The organism is Pseudomonas sp. SA195 (assembly GCF_054131565.1).
Map to the genome: position 1 here is coordinate 3,796,884 of NZ_CP096392.1, position 25,571 is coordinate 3,822,454.

The following is a 25,571-nucleotide window of genomic DNA, read 5'->3' on the forward strand; positions in this document are numbered from 1 at the left end:
ATGACGGCTGCTCAGCACGACGGTAATCGGACCGGATCTCAGGCCGTTGGTTCGCCGCGCCGGTCCGTCCGGCGCGGCTTGGGTAACGGCCGGTGCGCAGGTAAGCTGCGCGCATCTGTCGATGGAGAAATCTCATGCGCCGCCTGCTTCTAGTCATCAGCCTATTGACCAGCCTCGCCCAGGCCGCCGAGCCCATTGCCATCGACGTGCACCGCGACGCCAATTGCGGCTGCTGCACCTCCTGGATCAAGCATCTGGAGGCGAACGGTTTCGTGGTTGAGGATCACGTCGAAACGGATATGGCAGCCGTCAAGCAGCGCCTGGGCGTACCGCATCGCCTGGGCTCGTGCCATACCGCAGTGATCGACGGGAAGTTCGTCGAGGGCCACGTCCCAGCGCAGGACATCCTCAAGCTGCGCGCCGAGCCCGACCTGATCGGCGCAGCGGTCCCAGGCATGCCGGCCGGGTCGCCGGGGATGGAGATGGGTGGCCGCCAGGACGCCTATCAGGTCATTGGCCTCGGTAAGGACGGCACCGAAGAGGTGCTGGCGGACTATCCCGCCCGCTGAACGTTCGTCGCGCAAAGTTACCGGCAAGCTGAATTTGCTGGCAGCCCGCCGGGTCTGAAGTAGGGACCGTTCAGACAGAAGGATTCGTGACGTGCGTTGGAACAAGGCTCGGCGCAGCGACAACGTAGTGGACGCCCGCGGCCGCAGCGGAATCGGCGGCGGCAAGCTGAGTCTCGCCGGCGTAGCAATCGTCGTGGTGATCGGCCTGCTTTCGGGTCAGGACCCGATGCAGATCCTCGGCCAGTTGGCCAGCCAGGGCAGTGCGCCGCCCACGCAGGAGCGCCCGGCGGCTGGAGACGACCCGCAGGTTCAGTTCGTCCAGGCCATTCTTGGCGACACGGAGGACACCTGGCGAGCGCTATTCAAACAAGGTGGCGAGCAGTATCGCGACCCCACGCTCGTTCTATTTCGCGGCGGCGTGAATTCTGCCTGCGGCTTCGCCAATGCCGCGGCGGGCCCCTTCTATTGCCCGGGCGACCAACAGGTTTACCTGGACTTGCAGTTCTTCGATGAGATGGCTTCACGCTTTCAAGCATCCGGCGATTTTGCCCAGGCTTACGTCATCGCCCATGAAGTCGGCCATCACGTGCAGACCCTGCTCGGCGTTTCGCAACAAATGCAGGCTGCCCGCCAGCGCGGCGAGCGCATGGAGGGTGATAACGGCCTGCTGGTTCGCCAGGAGCTACAGGCCGACTGCCTAGCCGGTGTGTGGGCGCATCATGCGCAGCAGCGCCACGACTGGCTCGAAGAAGGCGATCTGGAGGAGGCATTGAACGCAGCCAACGCAATCGGCGACGACAACCTTCAGCAGCAGACGCAAGGTCGGGTAGTCCCGGATGCCTTTACCCATGGCACCTCGGCGCAGCGAGTGCGCTGGTTCCGTACCGGCTTTAACAGCGGCGAGCCGGGGCGCTGCGATACCTTCCAGGCCAGCCAGCTCTAGTCAGCCGGTGTCTCCGGCTCGAGCCATTGGTACAGCGGTGCGTCGCCGCTGTTGTGCACTTTCACCTGGGCAGCGTGGCGCAAGCGGACCAGCAGTCGCTTACCGGCCTGCGGGCTCCCCGCTAGCGCCTGCAGCTCGGCCAGCAGTTGCGGGCCGTCCATTTTCCCAGCCTCACGCAATACCCGCTGTGCACCGGCCCACAGCGGATCGGGCTCTGCCCTCACTGGCTCGGCAGGCTGAGATGCGCTTGCCGGCAACCGTCGCGCCAGCTCATCCCAATCGCCCTCATCCAGCTCCACAGCCAGATCCACCGGCCAATCACCAATCCGCCCGCGTATTCTGATCATCCCAACCCTCCCATCGGCGAACCAGAATGCTCCCATGGGCTGCGCCACGCTGGCCAGCCGGATCTCGCATTTGTTATAACGTAACTCCACCCCCGTTTTGGAGTTATACATGCGCCCGCTATTGATCGCCCTGCCCTTTGCGTTGCTGTCCAGCTTCGCCGTAGCTGCTGAGCATAATCATGAGCATGGCCATGATCACGACCATGCCCATCACGACGAACATGGCAGCCTAGGGGCCCATGAGCATGGCGCCGCGGAGCTGGACGCCGCACTCGATGGCTCGACATTGGAAATCGAACTGCGGACCCCGGCAATGAACCTGGTCGGTTTCGAGCACATGCCAAGCAGCGACGCCGACAAGAAAGCCGTTGCGGACGCACAACGCCAGCTGCAGCAGCCCGACACCCTGTTCGGCCTGCCGGCAAGCGCGGGTTGCTCACTGACCAAGACCGAGCTGGAAAGCCCGCTCTTCGAGGACGCGCATGCAGACCATAAACATGAACATGAACATGAACATGAACATGAACATAGCGACATCCACGCAGCATACCGCTACGACTGCGCTACGCCGGCCGCGCTTGAGGCGCTCGACCTGGCCCGCCTATTCGAAGCCTTCCCGGGCACCGAGAAAATCCAGGCCCAACTGATCGGCCCCAACGGCCAGCGCGGTGTTCAGTTGACCAAAGCCGGCGCTAACGCGCCTTTCTAAGCCCGCCCCTGCCTGGCCACCCGTCCAGGCAGTACACTTGCGCCACCTGACGAAAGACGGCCTTCGATGACCACAGCGCTTCTCGAACTCCACGACCTCGGGTTCTCCTGGCCCGGCCAGCCGGAGCTCCTCGACATACCAAGTTTTCGCCTGGAGGCGGACCAAAGCCTGTTTTTGAGAGGGCCTTCTGGCAGCGGCAAAACGACGCTGTTGGGCCTGATTGGCGGCGTGCAAATGGCTGGACGTGGCGAGGTGCGCCTACTGGGCACCAACCTCGGCACCCTGCCAGCCGGTGCGCGTGATCGCTTCCGCGTCGACCACACCGGTTACATTTTCCAGCAGTTCAACCTGCTTCCGTTCCTTTCGGTGGCGGAAAACGTCCGACTGCCATGTCACTTTTCGACCTTGCGTGCGACCCGGGCGAAGGCGCGTTTTGGAAGCGTCGATCAGGCGGCTGCACACCTGCTAGCGCATCTCGGACTGCCTGCGGCCCTGCTTGAGCGGCGTGCCGATGCGCTGTCGATCGGCCAGCAACAACGGGTCGCCGCGGCCCGTGCGTTGATCGGCCAGCCGGAGCTGGTCATTGCCGACGAACCCACGTCTGCACTTGACGCCGACAGCCGCGAAGCCTTTATCCAGCTATTGTTCGCCGAATGTCGCGCGGCGGGGGCCAGCCTGCTGTTCGTCAGCCACGATCAAAGCCTCGCCCCGCTGTTCGACCGCAACCTGTCGCTCGCCGAACTCAACCGAGCCGCCCGCCCGGCGGAGATTTGAACATGCCCTTGTTGCGTATTGCCCTGGCGAGCCTGAACAATCGCCGCTTCACCGCCCTGCTTACGGTGTTCGCCATCGCCCTGTCGGTGTGCCTGCTGTTGGCCGTCGAGCGTGTTCGGACCGAAGCCCGCGCCAGCTTCGCCAGCACCATAAGCGGTACCGACCTCATCGTGGGTGCCCGTTCCGGCTCGATCAACCTGCTGCTCTATTCGGTGTTTCGTATCGGCAATGCGACTAACAACATCCGCTGGGACAGCTTTGAACATTTCGCCAACCACCCGCGCGTCAGTTGGGCAATCCCGATATCCCTAGGCGACTCGCACCGTGGCTATCGCGTCATGGGTACCAGCGCCGCCTATTTCGAACACTACCGCTACGGCCGCAAACAGCCCTTGGAATTGGCAGAGGGGCACCCCTTCGGCACTGACCCGTTCGACGTCGTGCTCGGTGCAGAGGTGGCGCAGGCACTCGGCTACAGGCTCGGCGACGAGCTCGTTCTGGCACACGGCGTCTCTACCGTCAGCCTGGTGCAACACGACGACAAGCCCTTTCGCGTGGTCGGCATTCTCAAACGCACCGGCACACCCGTGGACCGGACCCTGCACATCAACCTCGCCGGCATGGAGGCGCTGCACGTCGACTGGCAGAACGGCATGCCCGCACGCGGCGCTGCACGGATCGACGCGGAACAGGCCAGGCAGATGAATTTGCAGCCCGCCCAGATCACGGCGTTCATGCTCGGCCTGAACAGCAAGATTGCGACCTTTACCTTGCAGCGTGAAATCAATGGCTATCGGGGCGAGCCGCTGCTGGCGATTTTGCCTGGCGTGGCGCTTCAGGAGCTCTGGAGTCTCATGGGAACAGCGGAAAAAGCACTCTTCGTGGTGTCGCTGTTTGTCGTGCTGACCGGTTTGATCGGCATGCTCACGGCGATCCTTACCAGCCTCAACGAGCGTCGTCGTGAGATGGCGATACTGCGCTCAGTCGGCGCACGCCCCTGGCATGTCGCGACACTGCTGGTGCTCGAGGCTTTCGCCCTCGCGCTCGCCGGTGCTCTGCTGGGGCTGGCCCTGCTCTACGTAGCGCTGATCCTGGCGCAGGAACCGGTGCAGGCCCATTATGGGCTCTATCTGCCATTGGCCTGGCCGAGCCTTTATGAATGGTCGCTGCTGAGCGGCATTTTGCTGGCCGGGCTACTGATGGGTGCGGTTCCAGCCTGGCGCGCTTACCGCCAATCCCTTGCCGATGGCTTGTCGATCCGACTATGAGGTAAACCATGCCACGCCTGCTGTCCGCTGCGCTGCTCGCGCTAATCGTCCCGTTTGCCTCGGCCGAGGTACGGGAGCTGCAATGGTCCGATCTGATTCCTGCCGATGCCCCACCGCCACCCCCGCCGGTGGCCATGCATGATATGTCGCAACTGGCCGATGCACTGGCCGCCGAAGCCGGTCCTGCAGCCGCCCAACAGTCGCCAGCCGAGCCGGTGGTCGGAGCGCTCGATGGCGTTCAGGTCAAGCTGCCAGGCTATATCGTGCCGCTGGACATGACTGAAGACGGCCGCGTTACGGAGTTCCTGCTGGTGCCTTATTTCGGCGCCTGCATTCATGTGCCCCCACCGCCTTCGAACCAGATCGTGCATGCCACCAGCGAGCTCGGCGTGAAAATGGACGCGCTCTACCAGCCGTTCTGGATCGAGGGCCCGCTCAGGGTCGAGCACGCCAGCAGCGAACTCGCCGAAGCGGGCTATCGCATGGCCGCGCAGAAGATCTATCTATACGAACTCGAATAGCGCTGCGCTCGAACCCGAGCTAAGCCTGGCGAGCCCAACTAGCGGCTACGGAACATGCGCCGTGCCTTGCGCACGGCGCACACTGAAACAGATCAGCGAACACTGGCGACCTGGCGTTCGCGCTCGAAGTTCAACTCACCCTCGGCCCATTCGCGCCATGCCCTGACCTTGCGGCGTTCAGCACCAGCGCGTTCGGCCTGGCGCAACGCATCAAGGCCGGCTTGCCAACGCGACTGCTCCAGTTCGAGTTGCGCCACGTTGAGCCAGAGCTTTGCCGATCCGGATTGCGCAGCCAAGTCACGGTAGATTCCCGCAGCGGCTTGCCGCTCGCGCGCCTGCCACCAGAGCTGGCCGAGCCGCTCGCGACGGGCAGCGGTCATGGCTAGCAGTTGCGAGTCGAGCATGCCCTGCAGCAGTTTGGCGCCCTGCCAAGGCTGGCCCGTTGCGCCCGCGAGCAGGACGAGGTTATCCAGCTCCGATTCGCTGAAGCGCAGCCCTTTGGTATGGGCGGCCCGCAGCGTCGCTAACGCCTTATCTTCGTCGCCGGCGAGCTGCTGCAAACCTGCCAACTGGCGCCAGCTCTTAGCATCATTAGGGTGCTTCTCCAGCAAACGACGCTGCCAGCGCTCAGCCGCCTCGTAGCGCTTCAGCTCGGCGTTGGCACCGACGAGGAACTGGATCCAGGTTTCACCGGCGTTCGGATTCGCCTGCACATAGCGCTCGGCCAGTGGCAGCGCCTTGGGATGCTGACCGAGGCCCTGATAAGCCTGCACAAGCATCTGCAGCACCTCTTCGCTCGGTTTGGCCTGCGCGCCCAGCAGGCTGACCACCTTCGCGTAGCGCCGCTCGACGAGGTTCAGCTTGGCAAGGTTCAGGTGCTCGTTGGGCAGCATCGTGTCGTCGAGCTTGCCGCTGTTGACTGCCTTCTCGAGCAATTCCAGCGCCTGTCGGTTGTCACCTTCAGCCCAAGCCAAGTACGCACGGCTGCGCCACAACAAAGCCTCTTCAAGGCTGCCAGCCCTCGCCTCAGCCCCACTCAGTGCCTGGCGCGCCGCGCTGTACTCACCCTTGTCCTGTGCAGTTCGGGCGCGCTCTAACGCCTTGAACACCGCGGGATCGATACTCTGCGCGGCATGCGCAGAAGCCATGAACAACAAAGAAGCCAACAGCAGTAAAGGGCGCATCAGCGATCTCCTTGCAGTCGGAAATGAAGTGTCTTGACAGCCTCGCGTGCCACCGCCGCACCGTTCTCGGTACGCGGGGCAAAGCGCCAGCGCGCCGCAGCACGGCGAGCCTCCCGATCAAAGACATTGGGTGGCGAAGCCTCTACCACACGGATGTTCTCCACCCGCCCAGCCGGGGTGATGGTGAAGGCCAGCTTGATATGACCTTCGATGCCACGCTGCCGGGCCCGATAGGGATACTCGGGGCGGACATCGTTCAATGGCATCACTTCCTGCTCCGGCCCACCTGAACGCCCGGCATCCGCTGCGGCAGGCGCAGGCGCTGGCGGAGCGGGTGCGGTTTCAGCAGCCGCGAGGCCGGACAGGCTCGGCGCTGGGGCACTGGCCACTGCCATGCCGGTGTCGATGTTCGGCAACGGCAGGTCGAGCTTGGGTAGGCTGGCGTTAGGAGTGGCCATGTCTGGCGTCGGTGGGGTCGGTGGCTGCGGCGTCTTGGGCTGCGGCGGTTGCGGTGCTTGCTGCCGGGAGCGCGTAGCGGTGCTCTCGTTTTGAGTGTCCATACGCACGAAATTGGCGATCGCGATCGGATCCTCGACCACGTCGTCGCGCGGAGGGTTAACCATGCTCAGCATCAACACGAACAACAGCACCGCCACCACGCAGGCGCCGATGAAGGACAGCCCGACCCGGGTCAGTCCGTTTACCATCACTGCACTCCCGAACTGGCGGCGAGCGCCACGTCTTGAACACCAGCCTGCCGCGCCTGGTCCATGACCTGCACGACCAAACCGGTGCGGGCGTCCTGGTCCGCCTGCACGACTACGGCGCCTTCCGGCTGGTCGACGCGCAACCGTTCGACATGCGCACGCACGCTGCGTACGTCCACCGCCTGTTTGTCGATCCAGACCTGCCCGTCAGCGGTCACGGCAATCAGAATGTTGCCCTTGTCCTGCGCACTGGCTGTTTCGGCCTGCGGGCGCTGGACCTCGACACCAGACTCTTTGATAAAGGAGCTGGTAACGATGAAGAAGATCAGCATGATGAAGACCACGTCGAGCATCGGCGTCAGGTCGATGCCGGTGTCTTCTTCCTGCTGGTAGTGGTGACGACGCATACGCATCCTGTAATCCTCAATCGTGACGCAGCTGGTCGGCCAGCCGGTCGAGAGCCTGTCGCGAAATACGTTCGAGACGCGCCAGGCTGAACAATCCAGTGATGGCCAGAACCATCCCCGCCATGGTTGGAAGAGTGGCTTGCCAGACGCCCGCTGCCATGCCGCGCGGGTTACCGGTGCCGTTCAGCGCCAGCACATCGAACACGGCGATCATGCCGGTCACCGTGCCGAGCAGGCCGAGCAGCGGGTACATGGCTACGAGGGTCTTGCTCATGCGCAGCGGCCCAGCCAGCTGTTGCTGTGCTTCAGCGAGCCAGGCGCTGCGTATGGCTCGCTGCCAGCTGCCCGGTTCCGAATCGAGGCGAGCCCAGGCCTGCCGGCGCGTCTCGACCCAGCGCGGGAAAACTTGCCGCATGAACCAGAGGCGCTCGAACACCAGCGTCCAATAGAGCACGCACAGCGCGGCCAGCGCCCACATGACCGCACCGCCTGCGGCCATGAAGTCGAGCAGCGCGTAGGCGCCGTCGACCAGGCTGAGCCAGCGCAGATGCAGATCAGTCACGGCGAGGCGTCCCCGACAGATGAAGGGCGATAAGGCCAGCGCTCTGCTGCTCCAACAGTTGGATCAGCGCCTTGCTGCGGCTGGCGAGCAGGCTGTGCAGGAACAGCAGCGGAATTGCTACCACCAGACCAAGCACCGTCGTCACCAGCGCCTGAGAAATACCGTCTGCCATCAGGCGCGAGTCGCCACCACCGCTCTGAGTGATCGCCTGGAACGTGACAATCATCCCGGTAACGGTGCCGAGTAGCCCAAGCAGCGGTGCAACGGCGCTGAGCAGCTTGAGCAGCGGCTGGCCGCGCTCGAGCGGGGGTGTCTCCTGCAGGATTGCCTCATCGAGCTTCAGCTCCAGCGTCTCCAGATCGGACAGCTGCGGCTTAGGCCCAAGCACGCCAATGATGCGGCCCAATGGATTGTCATCGCGCGGCGTACCCAGTTCACGCATCTGCCGACCAACCGCCCGACCGACGCCTGAGAGGTACACCATGCGCCAGATAGCCAGCAGCAAGCCCACCACGCCGAGCGCCAGAATCACCCAGCCAACCAGCCCACCCTGCTGTACCCGATCCCAAAGCTGGGGCTGGCGTTGCAACTGCGCCAGAAGCGTGCCGCGACTGGGGTCGACCGGCAGCGTCGCCAATGCATCGTTGCTGCTCAGGTAATCGTTGACCTGCCCGATGCCCGAAGGCTGGCGCGCCGGTGCCAGCAATTCACCCGCGTCACTGTCGTAGCGCAGGAAGGCATCATCCGTATAAGCGGCAAACCCGCCGACGCGCAGCACTTGCTCGGTACCGCGCTGGCCATCCGCGTGCACGACGGGCAGTTCGACCCGCTCGATGCGCCCGCTCGCGGCGAGGTCTTCGAGCAGCGTCATCCAGAAGCCATCAAGGTCTTCGGCCGACGGCAACGCACGGCTTTCGGCTAGGGTGCGCAGTCGCTCGACGCGATAGGGGTACTGCACGTTCAGCAGGCTGTCCTGCCATTGACCGGCGATATCGCCTGCACTCTGGCGAACGACGCCAAACAACTCGCCTAGATGGCCGACGCGCTGCGCCAGGAGTTTCTCCTGCTCGGCCAGCTCGGCCTCCTGGCGATCGAATTCCGCTTTAAGACGCTCGGCCTCGGCTTTCTGCGCTTCGAGCGCAGCCGTCGCCCGAGCCAGCAGTTGCGCCTGCTCGCCACGGTTCTGGATGAACTGTTGTTCGCGCGCCTGCATGGCCTCGACCTCAGCTGCGCGCTCGCTACGGATGCGCTGCAGCAACTGGTCCGGGCTCAACGGCTCGGCAGCCATGGCGAACACCGGCAGGCAGCCGATGAGCAACGATGTCAGCAGGCGAGTCATTGCGCAGCCTCCTTGGCCAGGGTCTTCACGGGGAGTTCGAGCCAGCTCGGAGCCTGCTGCTGGCGAGCAATGGCGATTGCTTTGGTGAGCGGCCGACGCGCGCTGCCGTCCAGCACCTGCCAGCTCTGCGTTTGCGGATTCCACCAACCACTCTCGTGCGCATCGAGGGTCTGGTAATAGAGCATCGTGCGGCCCAGCCTGAGGAATTCGACACTGCGGCTGCCGCCCTCGGTCGGCAACTCCCCGCGCCAGGCTTCAAGCGTCCGCCCGTAATCACTCTCGATCTGATAGGCCTCGAGGATGCGGCGATATTTCTCCGCCAAGCTGACATCCGCGCGCGCCTCCATGTCCTGCAGGCTGGCCAGGCGGTCGGCCCGCTCTTCCGGCAGGAACGGCAGGTCGGCGGCGATGAATTCTTCCAACACGTCGATCATGCGACCCATTTGCGGGGCTACAGCTTCCTGGGTCCGCTCAATGCTATCGAGTTGACGCTGGAATCCTTCCAGCTCCTTGCGCTGCGCTGCGGTGAGCTCCGTCAATTGGGCGTTGTACGCCTTCAGCGCTTCGGCTTGCTGCACAGCGTTGCGGTAGTCATTGAGCATCTGCCGGGTCGCATCATCGAGTTGCTCGATGCGCGCCTGCGAGGCCTGGGCTTCGCTGGCCAGGCGCTGGCTTTCATTCAGCGCCTCATCCAATGGGGCGGCCTGCAGGGGCAGGCATAACGACAAGAGCACGCCTGCCAGCAAGCGAGTCGGGTGCGGATTCATGCGGAGTGGACCCTCAGTTCACAGCAGCTTTAGAGTGTTACGCTATAACACTTTTACGATGCACGAGGCAGCCTATCCCAAGGCGAGCCACGATGCGTCTTGCCGCAGCGGATTCAGAAAGAGAAACATTATCATCTGCAAGTCGAGGACAAAGCAACCAGCGCGAAGGCTCTGTTCCGCTGCGGTTGGCTTTATTGAGCTGGATCAAAATGGGCCCGGAGCAGCGACCTACCATGGGCACCAATCGCAACACATCCTGTCTCGATGGAGTACCACTATGCGCAAGACCCTGTTTACCGCGTCCGTCCTGGCCCTGGCCGTCGCCGCCCCTTTCGCCCAGGCCCATCAGGCAGGTGATGTGATCGTTCGAGCCGGTGCGGTGACCGTCGATCCGCGAGAAGACAGCAGCGACATCTACGTCGGTGCGCTTTCAACCAGCGTCGCGGGAACCAAGGCCACGCTGGACAGCGACACCCAGCTCGGTCTCAACTTTGCTTATATGGTCACCGACAAGGTCGGTATCGAACTGCTTGCTGCCACGCCGTTCAGCCACGACGTTGGCGTAGCAGGAATGCCCGGTGGTTTCTCCGGCCTGAATGGCAAGCTGGGTGAGCTCAAGCATCTGCCACCGACGCTCAGCGTCGTTTATTACCCACTGGACAGCAAATCGGCATTTCAGCCCTACCTGGGCGCAGGTATCAATTACACCTGGTTCTTCGATGACAAGCTCTCCAGCGAGGCCGAAGGTAAGGGCTTCAGCGGGCTGGACATGAAGGACTCCTGGGGGCTGGCCGCACAGGTAGGCATGGACTACATGCTCACCGACAAACTGATGATCAACGCCCAGGTGCGTTACATCGACATCGATACCACCGGCACCACGAATTTTGGTGGAGCCAAGGTCAAAGTCGACGTAGATGTCGACCCGATGGTTTACATGGTCGGCCTCGGCTACAAGTTCTGACCGAGCAAAACCGGAACCAAAGATGAAACCCCGCCAACTGGCGGGGTTTCATCTTTCAGCCGTTGGACTACGACGAACTAACACGCCAGTAATTGAGCAAGCCCGTCGCGCATCTCGGTCACGGGCTCTGGCAAGCGATAACGCGCCAGCAGCCGAGAATTGTCCGCTCGAGAATGCCTGATATCCCCGCTTCGCGCCGCCTGATAGCTGACCGGAGGCAACCCGCCGATCACCTCGCCAACTGCCGCGAGCAGCTGGTTCAGGCTGGTCGCGCGATTTAGCCCGACATTGACAGCACCGACCTCGACCTTGTCCTGCTCGATCGCCTGCACCAACAGCTCGACCAGATCGCCGACGAAGAGAAAGTCCCGCGTCTGCTCACCGTCACCGAATACCGTGATAGGCAAACCCTTCCGCGCGCGCTCGGTAAAAATGCTGATCACACCAGAGTACGGTGAAGACGGGTCTTGACGAGGCCCGTAGATATTGAAGAAGCGGAACACCGCTGGCTCCAGACCATGCTGGCGACGATAGAAATCAAGGTAGTGCTCACTGGCGAGCTTGTCCGCCGCGTAAGGGGTCAGCGGTGCTTTGGGCGTGTCCTCGTCGATCGCCTTGCCTTCCCCATTGTTGCCATAAATCGCCGCGCTGGAGGCAAACACCACCCGCCGAACGCCGGCATCGCGCATCGCCTCGCAAACGTTCAAGGTGCCGACGAAATTGCCTTGGTGCGTAGCGACAGGATCGTCGACAGACGCCTGCACCGAGGCCACTGCCGCCAGGTGTACCACGGCGCAGCAACCTTGCACTGCGTGACGCACCAGGTGTGCATCGGCCACGTCACCTTCGATGAACTCGACGCACTCGCTTGTCGGCAGATTGCGGCGCTTGCCCATTGAGAGGTTGTCCAGAACACGCACCCGGTAGCCGCGCGCGACCAGGGCATCGACCAGGTTGGAGCCGATGAAGCCAGCGCCACCGGTAACCAGAACGGGTGATCTATCCATGTCGATAATATCGCTCCAGAAGGCCCGGCAGCCCGGCGCGCCAGGCGCGCGGCTTTATGCCGAACGTGTTGAATATCTTCTTGCAGGCGAGCACCCCATGCTGAGGCTCGTCCGCAGCATCGGGACAGTCCGCATGCGCGACGGGGGTCAGGGTTTCCACCGCGAGCCGCCGATGCTGCGCAGCCTCCGCCATCAATGCCTGCCCAACAACCAAGGGTGTCGAGGCCTCATGACCGCCATAGTGGTAGGTGCCCCACAGCGGCGCCTGACAATCAAGCTGTTTGAGGATCGCCAACATGACCCGCGCGGCGTCCTCGACTGGTGTCGGATTGCCTCGCCGGTCGTCGGCCAGGCTCGGCGCCTCGCACGTTTCAAGCCGGTGGAGAAACCGGCCCAACAACCCATCTGCGCTGTCGTCGAGCAGCCAGCCAAAGCGCAACAGCACATGCCGGGGGCACAGCGTCCGTACACTCTGTTCGGTACGCCACAGCGCCTTGCTACGGGCATCCAGGGGAGCCACTTCATCCTTCTCGCTGTAAGCAGTCGTGCGAGCACCGTCGAAGACGCGATAACTGGACGGCTGAACGAGAATGAAATCGTGGTGCTGGCAAAGCTCGGCCAAACGCTCCACGGCACGCTCCTGACGCGCCAGTTGGGCGTCCTCTACGTGGCCGCTCTGGAACCAGTCGAAGTAATAGGCGAGGTTGATGACGACATCCGGTCGGTTGCCGTCGAGCAATTCGGTGAGGCTGGCCGCATCCCAGCCCTGAGACGGAGGACGCGGCGCGAGAAAGCCGATGTCCTCCTCCGCACCCAGGCGGATGAGCGCCTGACCCAGGGCATTGCCGCCGCCCAACAGCATCAGGCGCATTCGCATCGAGAAGACTCTAGAAGGGGATATCGTCGTCGAAGCTGTCGTAGTCCGGTGCCGGCTGCTGCGCCGGCTGAGGCTGCGGACGCGACTGCTGCGGTTGCGCTTCGCGCTGCGGGCGAGGCTGCGACTGACGTGGGGAGTCGTCCGAACTGCCGCCACGGCCGCCGAGTAGTTGCATGGTGCCGCCCATGTCCACGACGACTTCAGTGGTGTAGCGCTTGACGCCGTCCTTTTCCCACTCGCGGGTTTGCAGGCGCCCTTCGATGTAGCACTGCGAGCCCTTGCGCAGGTACTCACCCGCAATCTCGGCAACCTTGCCGAACAGCACAACGCGGTGCCACTCGGTGCGTTCCTGCAGTTGACCGGTCTGTTTGTCTTTCCAGCTGTCGGTGGTGGCCAGCGTGATGTTGGTCACCGCATTGCCATTGGGCATGTAGCGGGTTTCCGGATCGCCGCCGACATTGCCGATCAAGATGACTTTATTCACCCCTCTGGCCATGGGTAACTCCTTTCTGAAACACGAATTTAGGTTGGCTCACTGGAGCGGATCCTGCTGACAGGAAAAGCCAATGACCGCGAATCTTACCCCACCCGCCCGTGGCCGGCCAAGGCGATGCCCTCGCAAGGCATCAAGCGTGACGCCGCTCACGGCCAGTTAGGCGACGAGCCCGTCCAGTGCCGCGCGGTCTAGCAGCTGCATATCGACCTTCAGGTACGCCGCTGCCTCTTCGGTGATGACAAGCGCATCCGAGACACCCTGCACCGCGAGCATCTGCTCGGCCAGGCGGGGGTTATCCACCGCCTGCGCCGAAAGCGGCAGCCGCAGGCCGGTCACGTAGGGCGGCTCGCGCATGCGCCAGGTGACGAGCAGCCAGAGCGCGCAGAGCACTGCGCAACCGCCGAACACCAGCTCCAGGCCGCCTATCTGATACATCCAGCCGCCGAGAATCCCGCCAGCGCCCGCGCCGAGGAACTGACTCGTCGAGTAGACGCCCATTGCGGTGCCTTTCCCGCCCGCTGGCGCCACCTTGCTGATAAGCGAGGGCAGCGATGCTTCGAGCAGGTTGAAGGCAGTGAAAAACAGGATCATCCCTGCCACCAGCGACCATAAGCGATCGCCCAGCGCCAGAAAGAACAGCTCGGTGAGCAACAGCGCCCCTACGGCACCCAGCACGACCCGCCGCATCTGCCGCTTCTTTTCGCCGTAGATGATGAACGGCACCATTCCGAAAAAGCCCGTTACCAGGGCCGACAAGTAGACCCACCAGTGCTCGTCCCGCGGCAAGCCGGCCTCGGTGACCAGCGCCAGAGGAAGCGCGACGAAACTGGCCATCAGGATTGCATGCAAGGCCAGGATGCTGAAATCCAAACGCAGCAGATCGGGATGACGCAGCGTGGGCCAAAGCGCCTGGCCCGCCACCCCCGACTCCCGATGGCGAAGGTGCTGGTGGGCGCGGGGCAAGGTCACGACTACGCCGATGCCGGCTAGCGCCATGATTGCCGTAGCCCAAAAGAGGCCTGACAACCCGAACGCGCGCGTCATTAAAGGCCCGACGACCATCGCTACCGCGAAAGAGACGCCGATGCTCATGCCGATCAACGCCATTGCCTTGGTCCGGTGCTGCTCCCGCGTCAGATCGGACAACAATGCCATCACCGCGGCAGAAATCGCCCCAGCGCCCTGCAGGATGCGCCCAGCGATCACGCCCCAGATCGAATCAGCCGTGGCCGCGAGGGCTGCGCCAGCGGCGAAGATCAGCAGACCAAAGTAGATCACTGGCAGCCGGCCAATTCGATCCGACAAAATTCCGAAGGGAATTTGCAGCACCGCCTGGGTCAAACCATAGGCACCGATCGCGAGACCGATAAGCGCTGGCGTCGCCCCCTGCAATTCCGTGCCATAGGTTGCCAGTACCGGCAAGACCATGAACATGCCGAGCATGCGGAACGCGAAAACCAGGGCCAGACCGGAAGCAGCACGGGTTTCGCTCGCGCTCATGCGCTCGCTGTAGGGATCCTGCATGTGGGGTCTCGCTTGAATGAACCGGCGGCGATTCTAGCAGCCATCCCCTGCTCGGCACAGGCGCACGCTTTTTGCCGCACCGTCGCCCCGGCCGTATAATTTCGGGTTTCCCGCCCGCCACGCGAGGCTGCTTTGGACAAGATTCTGATTCGTGGGGCCCGTACCCACAACCTGAAGAACATCGACCTGACCCTGCCGCGCGACAAGCTGATCGTAATCACTGGCTTGTCAGGCTCCGGCAAGTCTTCGCTAGCCTTCGACACGCTCTACGCCGAGGGCCAGCGCCGTTACGTCGAATCCCTGTCGGCTTACGCCCGGCAATTTTTGTCGATGATGGAAAAGCCGGACGTGGACACCATCGAAGGCTTATCGCCGGCCATTTCGATCGAGCAGAAATCCACATCTCACAATCCACGTTCTACCGTCGGTACCATCACGGAGATCTACGACTACCTGCGCTTGCTCTATGCCCGCGTCGGCACCCCTCGCTGCCCGGACCACGACGCGCCGCTGGAAGCCCAAACGGTCAGCCAGATGGTCGACCAGGTTCTGGCGCTCGAGGAAGGCCGCAAGCTCATGCTACTCGCGCCGGTCATCCGCGAGCGCAAGGGCGAGCATTTGGCGGTCTTCGACGAGCTGCGCGCGCAGGGTTTCGTCCGCGCACGCATCAATGGGCGCCTTCACGAGCTGGACGAGCTCCCCAAACTGGACAAGCAGAAGAAGCACTCCATCGACGTGGTCGTTGACCGCTTTAAGGTACGAGGCGATCTACAGCAGCGTCTCGCGGAGTCCTTCGAAACGGCGCTGAAGCTAGCCGATGGCCTTGCCCTGGTCGCCCCGATGGATGACGACGACGGCCACGACGAGATGGTCTTTTCCGCACGCTTCGCCTGCCCCGTCTGCGGCCATTCGATCAGCGAACTCGAACCCAAGCTGTTTTCGTTCAACAACCCGGCCGGTGCCTGCCCAACCTGTGACGGCCTCGGCGTCAAGCAGTTCTTCGACGCCAAGCGGCTGGTCAACGGCGAGCTGACGCTGGCCGAAGGCGCCATCCGCGGTTGGGACAGGCGCAACGTCTACTACTTCCAGATGCTTGGCTCGCTGGCGTCTCACTACCGCTTCAGCCTCGACGTGCCGTTCGATTCGCTGACTGCCGATCAGCAGAAAGTCATCCTGCGCGGTAGCGGTAGGGAAAACGTCGAGTTCCGCTACCTTAACGACCGCGGCGACATCGTGAAACGCTCGCATCCGTTCGAGGGTATCGTTCCGAATCTCGAGCGACGCTACCGCGAAACCGAGTCGAACACCGTGCGCGAGGAGCTTGCCAAATACCTCAGCACACAACCTTGCCCGGAGTGCCGCGGCACGCGGCTGCGTCGCGAAGCGCGACATGTATGGGTGGGCGACAAGACCCTGCCTGCCGTAACCGCGCTGCCTATAGGCGATGCGACGGATTACTTCGCGGACCTGACGCTAACGGGCCGCCGAGGCGAAATCGCCGACAAGATCCTCAAGGAGATTCGCGAACGCCTGCAATTCTTGGTGAACGTCGGGCTCGATTACCTCACCCTTGATCGCAGCGCGGATACGCTCTCCGGCGGAGAGGCACAGCGCATCCGCCTCGCTAGCCAGATCGGTGCAGGGTTGGTGGGCGTAATGTATATCCTCGACGAACCCTCGATCGGCCTGCATCAGCGCGACAACGAACGCCTGCTCGGCACCCTCAGGCACCTGCGCGACATCGGCAATACCGTGATCGTGGTCGAGCATGACGAAGACGCAATCCGCCTGGCCGACTATGTCGTCGATATCGGCCCTGGTGCGGGTGTGCACGGCGGGCAAATCGTTGCCGAGGGCACGCCCGATGAAGTTATGAACGACCCGGCCTCGCTCACCGGAGGCTATCTGTCCGGACGGATCAGGATCAACTACCCCGCGCAGCGAACGCCCCGCGACCCTGCCCGCCTGCTAAAGCTCAAGGGGGCTAGGGGCAACAACCTGCGCAACGTCGATCTCGAGATTCCGGTCGGTCTATTGACCTGCATTACCGGCGTGTCCGGTTCGGGCAAGTCCACCGTGATCAACAATACGCTGTTCCCCATCACCGCGACCGCGCTCAACGGCGCGACCACGCTGGAAGTCGCCGCTCACGACAGCTTCGATGGGCTACAGCACCTGGACAAGGTTGTCGACATCGACCAAAGCCCCATCGGCCGCACCCCGCGCTCGAACCCCGCGACCTATACCGGTCTGTTTACGCCAATCCGCGAGCTATTCGCCGGCGTGCCTGAAGCCCGATCTCGCGGCTACGGCCCAGGCCGCTTCTCGTTCAACGTCAAGGGTGGACGCTGCGAGGCCTGCCAGGGCGACGGGGTGATCAAAGTAGAAATGCATTTCCTGCCGGACATCTACGTGCCGTGCGACGTATGCAAAGGCAAGCGCTACAACCGTGAAACGTTGGAAGTGAAGTACAAGGGCAAAAGCATCACCGAAGTGCTCGACATGACCATCGAGGAGGCGCGCGAATTCTTCGACCCAGTCCCTGCCGTCGCCCGCAAACTTCAGACGCTCATGGATGTGGGCCTCTCTTACATCAAACTAGGGCAGAGTGCGACCACGCTGTCTGGCGGCGAGGCACAGCGGGTCAAGCTGTCCCGGGAACTGTCCAAGCGTGATACTGGCAAGACGCTCTACATCCTCGACGAGCCGACGACAGGTCTACACTTCGCGGACATCCAACAGCTGCTCGACGTGTTACATCGATTGCGCGACCACGGCAACACAGTGGTAGTGATCGAACATAACCTGGATGTGATCAAGACGGCGGACTGGCTCGTCGATCTAGGTCCAGAGGGCGGATCGAAAGGCGGCCAGATTATCGCCACAGGCACACCCGAAGAAGTCGCGGCAGCGCCTCAGTCACACACCGGGCACTTCCTCAAACCGCTACTTGAAAGGGATCGAGGCTGAACAACACGCCGATGCCCCAAGCCGAGCACGTTGCGCGCCCGGCTTGGGGACCGCGTCAGGCGATTTCGCTGACGTCAATGTCCAACCCTTTTGCAATGCCCGCTCCGTAAGTTGGATCGGCCTTGAAAAAGTGGCCCAACTGTCGCAGCTGTACCGGGCGTGTCACCGACCGCATTGCACCGACGATATTGCTGACCAGCAAGGCCTGTTGGTCGGCATTCATCAAGCGGAACAGTGCGCCGGCATGGCTGTAATAGTCCTCATCGACGCGGTGATCGTAGCGGCCTGCCGCGCCGCTCAGCGTCAAGCCTGGCTCGGCATAGCGCGGCGCTTGTTTCGGCGCGCCCGCATAGCTGTTCGGCTCGTAGTTCGGCGCAGACCCACCATTGCCGTCGAACCGCATGGCTCCGTCACGCTGGTAGTTCTGATAAGGACAACGCGGTGCGTTGACGGGCAACTGCTGATGGTTCGTACCGACACGGTAGCGATGCGCGTCAGCGTACGCAAAGACGCGCCCCTGGAGCATCCGGTCCGGCGACAACCCGATGCCGGGCACGACATTGCTTGGTGCGAATGCCGCCTGTTCGACTTCAGCAAAGTAGTTGCTGGGATTACGGTTCAGCTCGAGGATGCCCACCTCGATTAACGGGAACTCTGTCTGTGACCAAGTCTTGGTTACGTCGAACGGGTTCTCCGCACGATCCGCAGCCTGTTCCTCGCTCATGACTTGGATACACATCCGCCAGCGCGGGTACTCGGCACGCTCGATCGCATCGAACAGGTCACGTTGTGCGTAGTCCGGATCCGTACCAGCCAGCCGCGCAGCCTCGTCCGGCGCGAGATTCTTGATGCCCTGCATGCTCTTGAAGTGAAACTTCACCCAGGCGCGCTCGCCCTCGGCATTGATCATGCTGAACGTATGGCTACCAAAGCCATGCATGAACCGATAGCCATCTGGAATGCCACGATCGGAAAAAAGGATGGTGATCTGATGCAACGCTTCGGGAGATAAGGACCAGAAGTCCCACATCATCTGAGGGCTCTTGAGATTGCTCCAGGGGTCCCGCTTCTGCGTATGGATGAAATCGGGAAACTTCAGCGGATCGCGAATAAAGAAAACCGGCGTGTTGTTCCCAACGATGTCCCAGTTGCCTTCCTCGGTGTAAAACTTCACTGCGAAACCGCGCGGGTCCCGCTCCGTATCGGCTGAACCGCGCTCACCGCCAACCGTCGAAAACCGCAAGAACAACGGGGTCTTCTTGCCGACGGTATCGAACAGCTTGGCGCTGGTGTAGCGAGTGATATCCGACGTTACTGTCAGGGTGCCGTACGCGCCTGAACCCTTTGCGTGAACTCGACGCTCCGGAATGACTTCCCGGTTGAAGTGCGCAAGCTTTTCGACGAGATGAAAGTCATCCAATAACAGCGGGCCGCGGGCGCCAGCGGATCGAGAGTTTTGGTTATCAGCAACCGGGGCGCCGGAAGCAGTGGTGAGGATCTTGGTCTCGCTCATGTTGTATCTCCTGAAAACCGTTCAATGGGCTTGAGGAAAACATTAAGCGAGACGGTGAATAAGCTCTAATTTATTGGCCTGACAACATCGATAGTCTGTGACTAATGAACCAGGCATAAAAAAACCGAACCCAAGGGTCCGGCTTTTCTATACAAGCGAGAGGCTTATTCAGCAGCCTCTATCTCGCCGGTAACTGGGCGATCGACCAGCTCGACATAGGCCATAGGTGCGTTATCACCAGCACGGAAACCGCACTTGAGAATACGCAGATACCCACCCTGACGGGTCGCGTAACGCGGGCCAAGATCGTTGAACAGCTTACCGACGATGGCCTTCGAACGAGTACGGTCGAAAGCGAGGCGACGGTTAGCGACGCTGTCTTCCTTAGCCAAAGTGATCAGCGGCTCGGCAACGCGACGCAGCTCTTTGGCCTTGGGCAGGGTAGTCTTGATCAGTTCGTGCTCGAACAGCGACACCGCCATGTTCTGGAACATAGCCTTGCGGTGTGCGCTAGTGCGGCTGAGGTGACGGCCACTTTTACGATGACGCATGATTGAAATTCCTTACCAAACGATATGTTCGGTGACTAGGGGCGATCAGGCCGTAGCCTTATCGTCCTTCTTGAGACTTGCCGGCGGCCAGTTATCGAGGCGCATACCGAGGGACAGACCGCGGGAAGCCAAAACGTCTTTGATCTCAGTCAGAGACTTCTTGCCCAGGTTCGGCGTCTTCAACAACTCTACTTCGGTGCGCTGAATCAGATCACCGATGTAATAGATGTTTTCTGCTTTCAGGCAGTTGGCCGAACGAACAGTCAATTCCAAGTCATCAACCGGACGCAACAGGATCGGATCGATCTCGTCTTCTTGCTCGACGACGACCGGCTCGCTGTCACCCTTGAGGTCGACGAACGCGGCCAGCTGCTGCTGCAGTATGGTCGCGGCACGACGGATCGCTTCTTCAGGATCCAAGGTTCCGTTGGTTTCCAGGTCGATGACCAGCTTGTCCAGGTTGGTACGCTGCTCGACACGAGCATTCTCAACCACATAAGCCACGCGACGAACCGGGCTGAAGGTGGCGTCGAGCTGAAGACGGCCAATGCTACGGCTCTCATCTTCATCGCTCTGACGCGCATCAGCAGGCTCGTAACCACGGCCGCGAGCGACCTTGAGCTTCATGTTGATCGAGCCATTAGCCGCCAGGTTAGCGATCAGGTGATCGCCATTGACGATTTCGACATCGTGATCCAGCTGGATATCGGCAGCGGTAACAGCGCCCGCGCCCTTCTTCACCAGGCTCAAGGTTACTTCATCACGGCCATGCAGCTTGATGGCGATACCTTTGAGGTTGAGCAGGATTTCGATTACATCCTCCTGCACGCCCTCGATTGCGCTGTACTCGTGGAGCACACCGTCGATCTCAGCCTCGACCACAGCGCAGCCAGGCATGGAGGACAACAGAATGCGACGCAGCGCGTTGCCCAGGGTGTGGCCAAAACCACGCTCGAGAGGCTCGAGTGTGATCTTGGCACGGGTCGGACTGACCACCTGCACATCGATATGGCGGGGGGTCAGGAACTCATTTACCGAACTCTGCATGGATACACCTATTTTCTAGCCCTTACTTGGAGTAGAGCTCGACAATCAGGTTTTCGTTGATGTCGGCGGACAGATCACTGCGAGCCGGAACATTCTTGAAAACACCAGATTTCTTGTCGGCATCTACTTCGACCCATTCAACGCGACCGCGCTGTACGCACAGTTCGAGGGCTTGAGCAATACGCAGCTGGTTGCGGCACTTCTCGCGAACAGCCACCACGTCACCGGCTTTAACCTGGTAGGACGGGACGTTCACAGTCTGACCATTAACGCTGATCGACTTGTGCGATACCAGCTGACGCGACTCGGCACGAGTGGAGCCGAAGCCCATGCGATACACGACGTTGTCCAGACGGCACTCGAGCAGCTGCAGCAGGTTCTCGCCGGTAGCACCCTTACGGCTGGCTGCTTCTTTGTAGTAACCACTGAACTGGCGCTCAAGAACGCCGTAGATACGACGGACTTTTTGCTTTTCACGCAGCTGAGTACCGTAGTCGGACAAACGACCACGACGCTGACCGTGAACACCCGGTGGGGTTTCGATGTTGCACTTGGATTCGAGCGCGCGCGCACCACTCTTCAAGAAGAGATCGGTGCCTTCACGGCGAGACAGTTTGCACTTGGGACCAATATAACGAGCCATTTCTCACTGTCTCCTGATTACACGCGACGCTTCTTCGGCGGACGGCACCCGTTGTGCGGGATAGGCGTCACGTCGGTGATGCTGGCGATTTTATAACCACAGCCATTCAAAGCACGAACGGCAGATTCACGACCCGGACCCGGACCCTTGACGTTGACGTCGAGGTTCTTGAGGCCATATTCCAGTGCCGCTTGACCGGCGCGTTCGGCAGCCACCTGGGCAGCGAACGGGGTGCTCTTACGCGAGCCACGGAAACCAGAACCACCGGAAGTTGCCCAGGACAACGCGTTGCCTTGACGGTCGGTGATGGTAATGATGGTGTTGTTGAAAGACGCGTGGATATGGGCGATGCCATCAACCACCGTCTTTTTGACTTTTTTACGAGGACGAGCAGCAGGTTTAGCCATGATTAGATTCCTGTCGATGCGCTAATGCGATTACTTGCGGATCGGCTTACGCGGACCCTTACGGGTGCGAGCGTTGGTCTTGGTACGCTGGCCGCGAACCGGCAGACCACGACGATGACGCAGGCCGCGGTAGCAACCCAGGTCCATCAAGCGCTTGATCTTCATGTTGACTTCACGGCGCAGGTCACCCTCAACGATGAACTTGCCTACTTCGCCACGCAGCAGCTCTACCTGCTCGTCTGAGAGATCCTTGATTTTAGCCGCCGGGTTCACGCCGGTAGCCGCGCAGATTTCCTGCGCACGAGTGCGACCAACACCATAGATGTAGGTCAGCGAGATAACAGTATGCTTGTTATCTGGAATGTTTACGCCTGCAATACGGGCCATTCAGTGAAACTCCAATTGACAGCTACCCAACGCCCCGGAAGCCAAGAAAAGGGCGCGAGATACTAACGCTGTAATAACAAATAATCAACCCGACAGCGCACTAGCTGCCGGGCTCGAGCCTTAGCTCACACTCAGCCTTGGCGCTGCTTGTGACGCGGTTCTGCACTGCAAATAACCCGAACGACGCCATCGCGACGCACGATTTTGCAGTTACGGCACAGCTTCTTAACCGATGCACGAACTTTCATGACAACTCCTGGAACCTTACGGGCTAGTTAGCGGAGCATGCCGCTGCCATAACCCTTCAGGTTGGCTTTTTTCATCAGGGAATCGTACTGGTGAGACATGAGGTGCGATTGGACCTGAGACATAAAGTCCATGACAACCACAACCACAATCAACAGCGATGTCCCGCCAAGGTAGAACGGCACGTTTGCAGCCACCACCAGAAACTGCGGCAGGAGGCAAACAGCCGTCATATACAGAGCTCCGAACATGGTCAGACGAGTCAACACGCCATCGATGTAACGCGCGGACTGCTCACCAGGACGAATACCCGGAATAAAGGCACCGGATTTTTTGAGGTTCTCCGCGACGTCTTTCGGGTTGAACATCAACGCCGTATAGAAGAAGCAGAAGAATATGATCCCGGCACTGAACAGCAAAATATTCAAGGGCTGCCCGGGGGCAATTGCCTGAGAAATATCCGCCAGCCAGCCCATACTCTCGGACTGGCCAAACCACTGCCCCAGCGAAGCCGGGAACAGCAGGATGCTACTGGCGAAGATTGCTGGAATCACGCCTGCCATGTTGACTTTAAGCGGCAGGTGGCTAGTCTGCGCCGCGAAGACCTTACGGCCCTGTTGACGCTTGGCGTAGTGCACCGCGATACGGCGCTGGCCGCGCTCGATGAACACGACGAAACCAATGATGGCGACCGCCAACAGACCAACCGCAAGCAGAGCAATGATATTGATATCACCCTGACGAGCCGATTCGAAGGATTGCCCAAGCGCCCCCGGCAGACCAGCGACGATACCAGCGAAGATCAGCATGGATATACCATTGCCAACGCCCCGCTCGGTAATCTGCTCACCTAGCCACATCATGAACATCGCACCCGCTACGAAGGTAGTGATCGCGACGAAATGAAAGCCGAAGTCGTTGCTGAACGCGACGCCTTGCCCGGCAAGGCCGACAGACATGCCAATCGCCTGCACGATCGCCAACACCAGCGCACCGTAGCGCGTGTACTGACTAATCTTGCGACGGCCAGCCTCGCCTTCCTTCTTCAACTGCTCCAGCTGTGGGCTAACAGCGGTCATGAGCTGCATGATGATCGACGCCGAAATATACGGCATGATCCCCAAAGCAAAGATGCTCATACGCTCCAACGCACCACCGGAGAACATATTGAACAGGCTAAGGATGGTCCCTTCGTTCTGACGGAACAGCTCGGCCAACCTGTCGGGATTGATACCCGGCACCGGGATATGCGCCCCTATCCGATAGACGATGATCGCCATCAGCAAGAAACGCAGACGAGCCCAGAGTTCAGAAAGCCCGCCATTACTCAGCGCGGAGAGAGCACCTTGCTTAGCCATTTATTCCTCGAACTTGCCGCCAGCTGCTTCGATAGCCGCACGCGCACCTTTGGTGGCTGCGATACCCTTGAGGGTGACCGCCCGACCAACCTCGCCCGACAACATGACTTTCACACGCTGTACGTTCTGGTTGATGATGTTGGCGTCTTTGAGGCTCTGCACAGAAACGACATCGCCTTCAACCTTGGCCAACTCGGACGTGCGCACTTCAGCGCGATCCATAGCCTTCAGCGATACGAAGCCGAACTTTGGCAGGCGACGGTGCAATGGCTGCTGACCACCCTCGAAACCAGGGGCAATCTTGCCACCGGAGCGCGAAGTCTGGCCTTTGTGGCCACGGCCACCAGTCTTGCCCAGACCGCTACCGATACCACGGCCCGGGCGCAGCTTTTCGCGACGAGCGCCCGGCGCGGAACGCAGATCGTTCAGTTGCATGGCTTAGCCCTCCACACGGAGCATGTAGTAAGCCTTGTTGATCATGCCGCGATTTTCAGGCGTATCCTGAACTTCTACGGTGTGACCGATACGACGCAGGCCGAGGCCCTTGACGCAAAGCTTGTGATTGGGGATACGACCGCTGACACTCTTGATCAGCGTGACCTTGACGGTGTTAGCCATGATCAGGAAATCTCCTCGACGCTCTTGCCACGCTTAGCAGCGATCGACTCAGGCGACTGCATGGCCTTCAGACCCTTGAAAGTGGCATGAACCACGTTCACCGGGTTGGTAGAGCCATAGCACTTAGCCAGAACGTTCTGAACACCGGCCACCTCAAGGATGGCGCGCATTGCACCACCGGCGATGACACCGGTACCTTCGGATGCCGGCTGCATATAAACCTTCGAAGCGCCATGAGCCGCTTTCGTCGCGTACTGCAGAGTGCTGCCGTTCAGGTCGACCTGGATCATGTTGCGGCGCGCCGCCTCCATGGCCTTCTGAATCGCCGCTGGCACTTCACGGGACTTGCCGCGACCGAAACCAACACGACCCTTTCCATCACCCACCACGGTAAGCGCGGTGAAAGTGAAGATACGACCACCTTTTACTGTCTTGGCGACGCGGTTAACTTGAACCAGCTTCTCAATGTAGCCTTCGTCGCGCTTTTGCTCGTTATATGCCATAACTTAGAACTCCAGCCCGCCTTCACGAGCAGCATCAGCCAGTGCCTTCACACGACCGTGGTACTTGAAGCCAGAACGGTCGAACGCCACCTGGGTGACACCTGCGGCTTTAGCCCGCTCAGCGACCAGCTGACCAACCTTCTTGGCAGCGTCGACGTTGCCAGTGGCACCGCCGCGCAGTTCTTTGTCGAGCGTCGAGGCGCTGGCCAGAACCTTGCCGCCATCGGCGGAGAGGACCTGGGCGTAGATGTGCTGGGAAGAGCGGTACACACAAAGGCGTACCGTTTCCAGCTCGCGCATCTTCAGGCGTGCCTTGCGAGCGCGACGCAGACGAGTAACTTTCTTTACGCTCATTTGCTATGC

Annotated in this window: 31 protein-coding genes; 8 read left to right on the top strand and 23 right to left on the bottom strand. The window is 61.2% G+C overall.

Translation table 11 applies throughout. The features are described 5' to 3' along the window. Positions 1-134: 134 nt before the first annotated feature. Positions 135-569 (top strand): DUF411 domain-containing protein, encoded by a 435-nt coding sequence (locus M1D78_RS17675; protein ID WP_437421286.1) that lies wholly within the window; start codon positions 135-137, stop codon positions 567-569. Positions 570-660: 91 nt separating this feature from the next. Beyond that, on the top strand, positions 661-1,512 hold the full coding sequence (gene ypfJ, locus M1D78_RS17680; protein WP_437421287.1) for a KPN_02809 family neutral zinc metallopeptidase: 852 nt from the start codon (positions 661-663) through the stop codon (positions 1,510-1,512). Here the strand turns inward: ypfJ and M1D78_RS17685 are convergent. Next, positions 1,509-1,859: a hypothetical protein gene (locus tag M1D78_RS17685; protein ID WP_437421288.1), complete on the bottom strand. Its 351-nt coding sequence runs from the start codon at positions 1,857-1,859 to the stop codon at positions 1,509-1,511. The genes ypfJ and M1D78_RS17685 overlap by 4 nt on opposite strands. Positions 1,860-1,968: 109 nt before the next feature. Between M1D78_RS17685 and M1D78_RS17690 the strand changes: the two genes are divergently transcribed. The 4 genes from M1D78_RS17690 to M1D78_RS17705 all read left to right on the top strand — a co-directional run bounded on the left by M1D78_RS17690 (position 1,969) and on the right by M1D78_RS17705 (position 5,131). Then, positions 1,969-2,568, top strand: coding sequence for a DUF2796 domain-containing protein (locus M1D78_RS17690; RefSeq protein ID WP_437421289.1), 600 nt, complete (start codon positions 1,969-1,971; stop codon positions 2,566-2,568). A 66-nt stretch (positions 2,569-2,634) separates the two neighbouring features. After that, entirely contained in the window at positions 2,635-3,342 is a 708-nt protein-coding gene (locus M1D78_RS17695) for an ABC transporter ATP-binding protein (protein ID WP_437421290.1), read from the top strand. Between the two features lie 2 nt (positions 3,343-3,344). After that, on the top strand, positions 3,345-4,610 hold the full coding sequence (locus M1D78_RS17700) for an ABC transporter permease (protein WP_437421291.1): 1,266 nt from the start codon (positions 3,345-3,347) through the stop codon (positions 4,608-4,610). A gap of 8 nt (positions 4,611-4,618) precedes the next feature. Then, a complete protein-coding gene (locus M1D78_RS17705; RefSeq protein ID WP_437421292.1) occupies positions 4,619-5,131 on the top strand; it encodes a DUF3299 domain-containing protein in 513 nt (170 codons plus the stop codon). A gap of 92 nt (positions 5,132-5,223) precedes the next feature. On the opposite strand, the gene M1D78_RS17710 is transcribed toward M1D78_RS17705, so the two are convergent. Genes M1D78_RS17710 through M1D78_RS17735 form a run of 6 tightly spaced genes read right to left on the bottom strand, consistent with a single transcriptional unit; the run spans position 5,224 to position 10,097 of the window. Further along, positions 5,224-6,315 carry a tetratricopeptide repeat protein gene (locus tag M1D78_RS17710; protein ID WP_437421293.1) on the bottom strand — a complete coding sequence of 364 codons (1,092 nt, stop codon included), beginning with the start codon at positions 6,313-6,315 and terminating at the stop codon, positions 5,224-5,226. Then, complete coding sequence (locus M1D78_RS17715) at positions 6,315-7,022, bottom strand: energy transducer TonB (protein WP_437421294.1); 708 nt, start codon at positions 7,020-7,022, stop codon at positions 6,315-6,317. Before M1D78_RS17715 ends, M1D78_RS17710 begins: the two co-directional genes overlap by 1 nt. Beyond that, on the bottom strand, positions 7,022-7,435 hold the full coding sequence (locus tag M1D78_RS17720; protein ID WP_243605785.1) for an ExbD/TolR family protein: 414 nt from the start codon (positions 7,433-7,435) through the stop codon (positions 7,022-7,024). The genes M1D78_RS17715 and M1D78_RS17720 overlap by 1 nt, the downstream gene beginning before the upstream one ends. Positions 7,436-7,445: 10 nt before the next feature. After that, the gene (locus M1D78_RS17725) at positions 7,446-7,991 is read right to left on the bottom strand and encodes a MotA/TolQ/ExbB proton channel family protein (protein WP_437421295.1); all 546 of its coding nucleotides are present in this window, start codon (positions 7,989-7,991) and stop codon (positions 7,446-7,448) included. Then, a complete protein-coding gene (locus tag M1D78_RS17730) occupies positions 7,984-9,330 on the bottom strand; it encodes a MotA/TolQ/ExbB proton channel family protein (protein WP_437421296.1) in 1,347 nt (448 codons plus the stop codon). The genes M1D78_RS17725 and M1D78_RS17730 overlap by 8 nt, the downstream gene beginning before the upstream one ends. Further along, positions 9,327-10,097, bottom strand: coding sequence for a DUF3450 domain-containing protein (locus M1D78_RS17735; RefSeq protein ID WP_437421297.1), 771 nt, complete (start codon positions 10,095-10,097; stop codon positions 9,327-9,329). Before M1D78_RS17735 ends, M1D78_RS17730 begins: the two co-directional genes overlap by 4 nt. A gap of 277 nt (positions 10,098-10,374) precedes the next feature. On the opposite strand from M1D78_RS17735, the gene M1D78_RS17740 reads away from it, so the two are divergent. Continuing rightward, a complete protein-coding gene (locus M1D78_RS17740) occupies positions 10,375-11,061 on the top strand; it encodes an OmpW/AlkL family protein (RefSeq protein WP_437421298.1) in 687 nt (228 codons plus the stop codon). Positions 11,062-11,138: 77 nt separating this feature from the next. On the opposite strand, the gene M1D78_RS17745 is transcribed toward M1D78_RS17740, so the two are convergent. From M1D78_RS17745 to M1D78_RS17760, 4 genes are all read right to left on the bottom strand, one after another. After that, the gene (locus M1D78_RS17745) at positions 11,139-12,068 is read right to left on the bottom strand and encodes an NAD-dependent epimerase/dehydratase family protein (RefSeq protein ID WP_437421299.1); all 930 of its coding nucleotides are present in this window, start codon (positions 12,066-12,068) and stop codon (positions 11,139-11,141) included. Beyond that, a complete protein-coding gene (locus M1D78_RS17750; protein ID WP_437421300.1) occupies positions 12,061-12,945 on the bottom strand; it encodes a sugar nucleotide-binding protein in 885 nt (294 codons plus the stop codon). The genes M1D78_RS17745 and M1D78_RS17750 overlap by 8 nt, the downstream gene beginning before the upstream one ends. Positions 12,946-12,955: 10 nt before the next feature. Continuing rightward, positions 12,956-13,441 carry a single-stranded DNA-binding protein gene (locus M1D78_RS17755; protein ID WP_243605778.1) on the bottom strand — a complete coding sequence of 162 codons (486 nt, stop codon included), beginning with the start codon at positions 13,439-13,441 and terminating at the stop codon, positions 12,956-12,958. Positions 13,442-13,597: 156 nt separating this feature from the next. Next, positions 13,598-14,965: an MFS transporter gene (locus tag M1D78_RS17760; RefSeq protein WP_437421301.1), complete on the bottom strand. Its 1,368-nt coding sequence runs from the start codon at positions 14,963-14,965 to the stop codon at positions 13,598-13,600. Positions 14,966-15,097: 132 nt separating this feature from the next. Between M1D78_RS17760 and uvrA the strand changes: the two genes are divergently transcribed. Continuing rightward, complete coding sequence (gene uvrA / locus M1D78_RS17765) at positions 15,098-17,935, top strand: excinuclease ABC subunit UvrA (RefSeq protein ID WP_437421302.1); 2,838 nt, start codon at positions 15,098-15,100, stop codon at positions 17,933-17,935. 55 nt (positions 17,936-17,990) lie between these two features. Here uvrA and M1D78_RS17770 read toward each other — a convergent pair whose 3' ends face one another. From M1D78_RS17770 to rplR, 12 genes are all read right to left on the bottom strand, one after another. Next, positions 17,991-19,448 (bottom strand): catalase, encoded by a 1,458-nt coding sequence (locus M1D78_RS17770; protein ID WP_437421303.1) that lies wholly within the window; start codon positions 19,446-19,448, stop codon positions 17,991-17,993. A gap of 164 nt (positions 19,449-19,612) precedes the next feature. Further along, positions 19,613-19,999, bottom strand: coding sequence for a 50S ribosomal protein L17 (gene rplQ, locus M1D78_RS17775; protein ID WP_340555115.1), 387 nt, complete (start codon positions 19,997-19,999; stop codon positions 19,613-19,615). 45 nt (positions 20,000-20,044) lie between these two features. Further along, positions 20,045-21,046 (bottom strand): DNA-directed RNA polymerase subunit alpha, encoded by a 1,002-nt coding sequence (locus M1D78_RS17780; protein ID WP_003289187.1) that lies wholly within the window; start codon positions 21,044-21,046, stop codon positions 20,045-20,047. Positions 21,047-21,068: 22 nt separating this feature from the next. After that, positions 21,069-21,689 carry a 30S ribosomal protein S4 gene (rpsD, locus tag M1D78_RS17785; RefSeq protein WP_102838124.1) on the bottom strand — a complete coding sequence of 207 codons (621 nt, stop codon included), beginning with the start codon at positions 21,687-21,689 and terminating at the stop codon, positions 21,069-21,071. A 17-nt stretch (positions 21,690-21,706) separates the two neighbouring features. Beyond that, positions 21,707-22,096: a 30S ribosomal protein S11 gene (gene rpsK / locus M1D78_RS17790; RefSeq protein WP_014854207.1), complete on the bottom strand. Its 390-nt coding sequence runs from the start codon at positions 22,094-22,096 to the stop codon at positions 21,707-21,709. 30 nt (positions 22,097-22,126) lie between these two features. Further along, positions 22,127-22,483 (bottom strand): 30S ribosomal protein S13, encoded by a 357-nt coding sequence (gene rpsM / locus M1D78_RS17795; protein ID WP_003289190.1) that lies wholly within the window; start codon positions 22,481-22,483, stop codon positions 22,127-22,129. Between the two features lie 131 nt (positions 22,484-22,614). Beyond that, a complete protein-coding gene (gene rpmJ, locus M1D78_RS17800; protein ID WP_037025762.1) occupies positions 22,615-22,731 on the bottom strand; it encodes a 50S ribosomal protein L36 in 117 nt (38 codons plus the stop codon). 27 nt (positions 22,732-22,758) lie between these two features. Continuing rightward, positions 22,759-24,087, bottom strand: coding sequence for a preprotein translocase subunit SecY (secY, locus tag M1D78_RS17805; RefSeq protein WP_423706859.1), 1,329 nt, complete (start codon positions 24,085-24,087; stop codon positions 22,759-22,761). Continuing rightward, positions 24,088-24,522, bottom strand: coding sequence for a 50S ribosomal protein L15 (rplO, locus tag M1D78_RS17810; protein WP_019339965.1), 435 nt, complete (start codon positions 24,520-24,522; stop codon positions 24,088-24,090). A 3-nt stretch (positions 24,523-24,525) separates the two neighbouring features. Next, on the bottom strand, positions 24,526-24,705 hold the full coding sequence (gene rpmD / locus M1D78_RS17815) for a 50S ribosomal protein L30 (RefSeq protein WP_003281818.1): 180 nt from the start codon (positions 24,703-24,705) through the stop codon (positions 24,526-24,528). A gap of 2 nt (positions 24,706-24,707) precedes the next feature. Then, the gene (gene rpsE / locus M1D78_RS17820; protein WP_243605769.1) at positions 24,708-25,208 is read right to left on the bottom strand and encodes a 30S ribosomal protein S5; all 501 of its coding nucleotides are present in this window, start codon (positions 25,206-25,208) and stop codon (positions 24,708-24,710) included. 3 nt (positions 25,209-25,211) lie between these two features. Beyond that, a complete protein-coding gene (rplR, locus tag M1D78_RS17825; RefSeq protein WP_019339967.1) occupies positions 25,212-25,562 on the bottom strand; it encodes a 50S ribosomal protein L18 in 351 nt (116 codons plus the stop codon). Positions 25,563-25,571 lie beyond the last annotated feature (9 nt).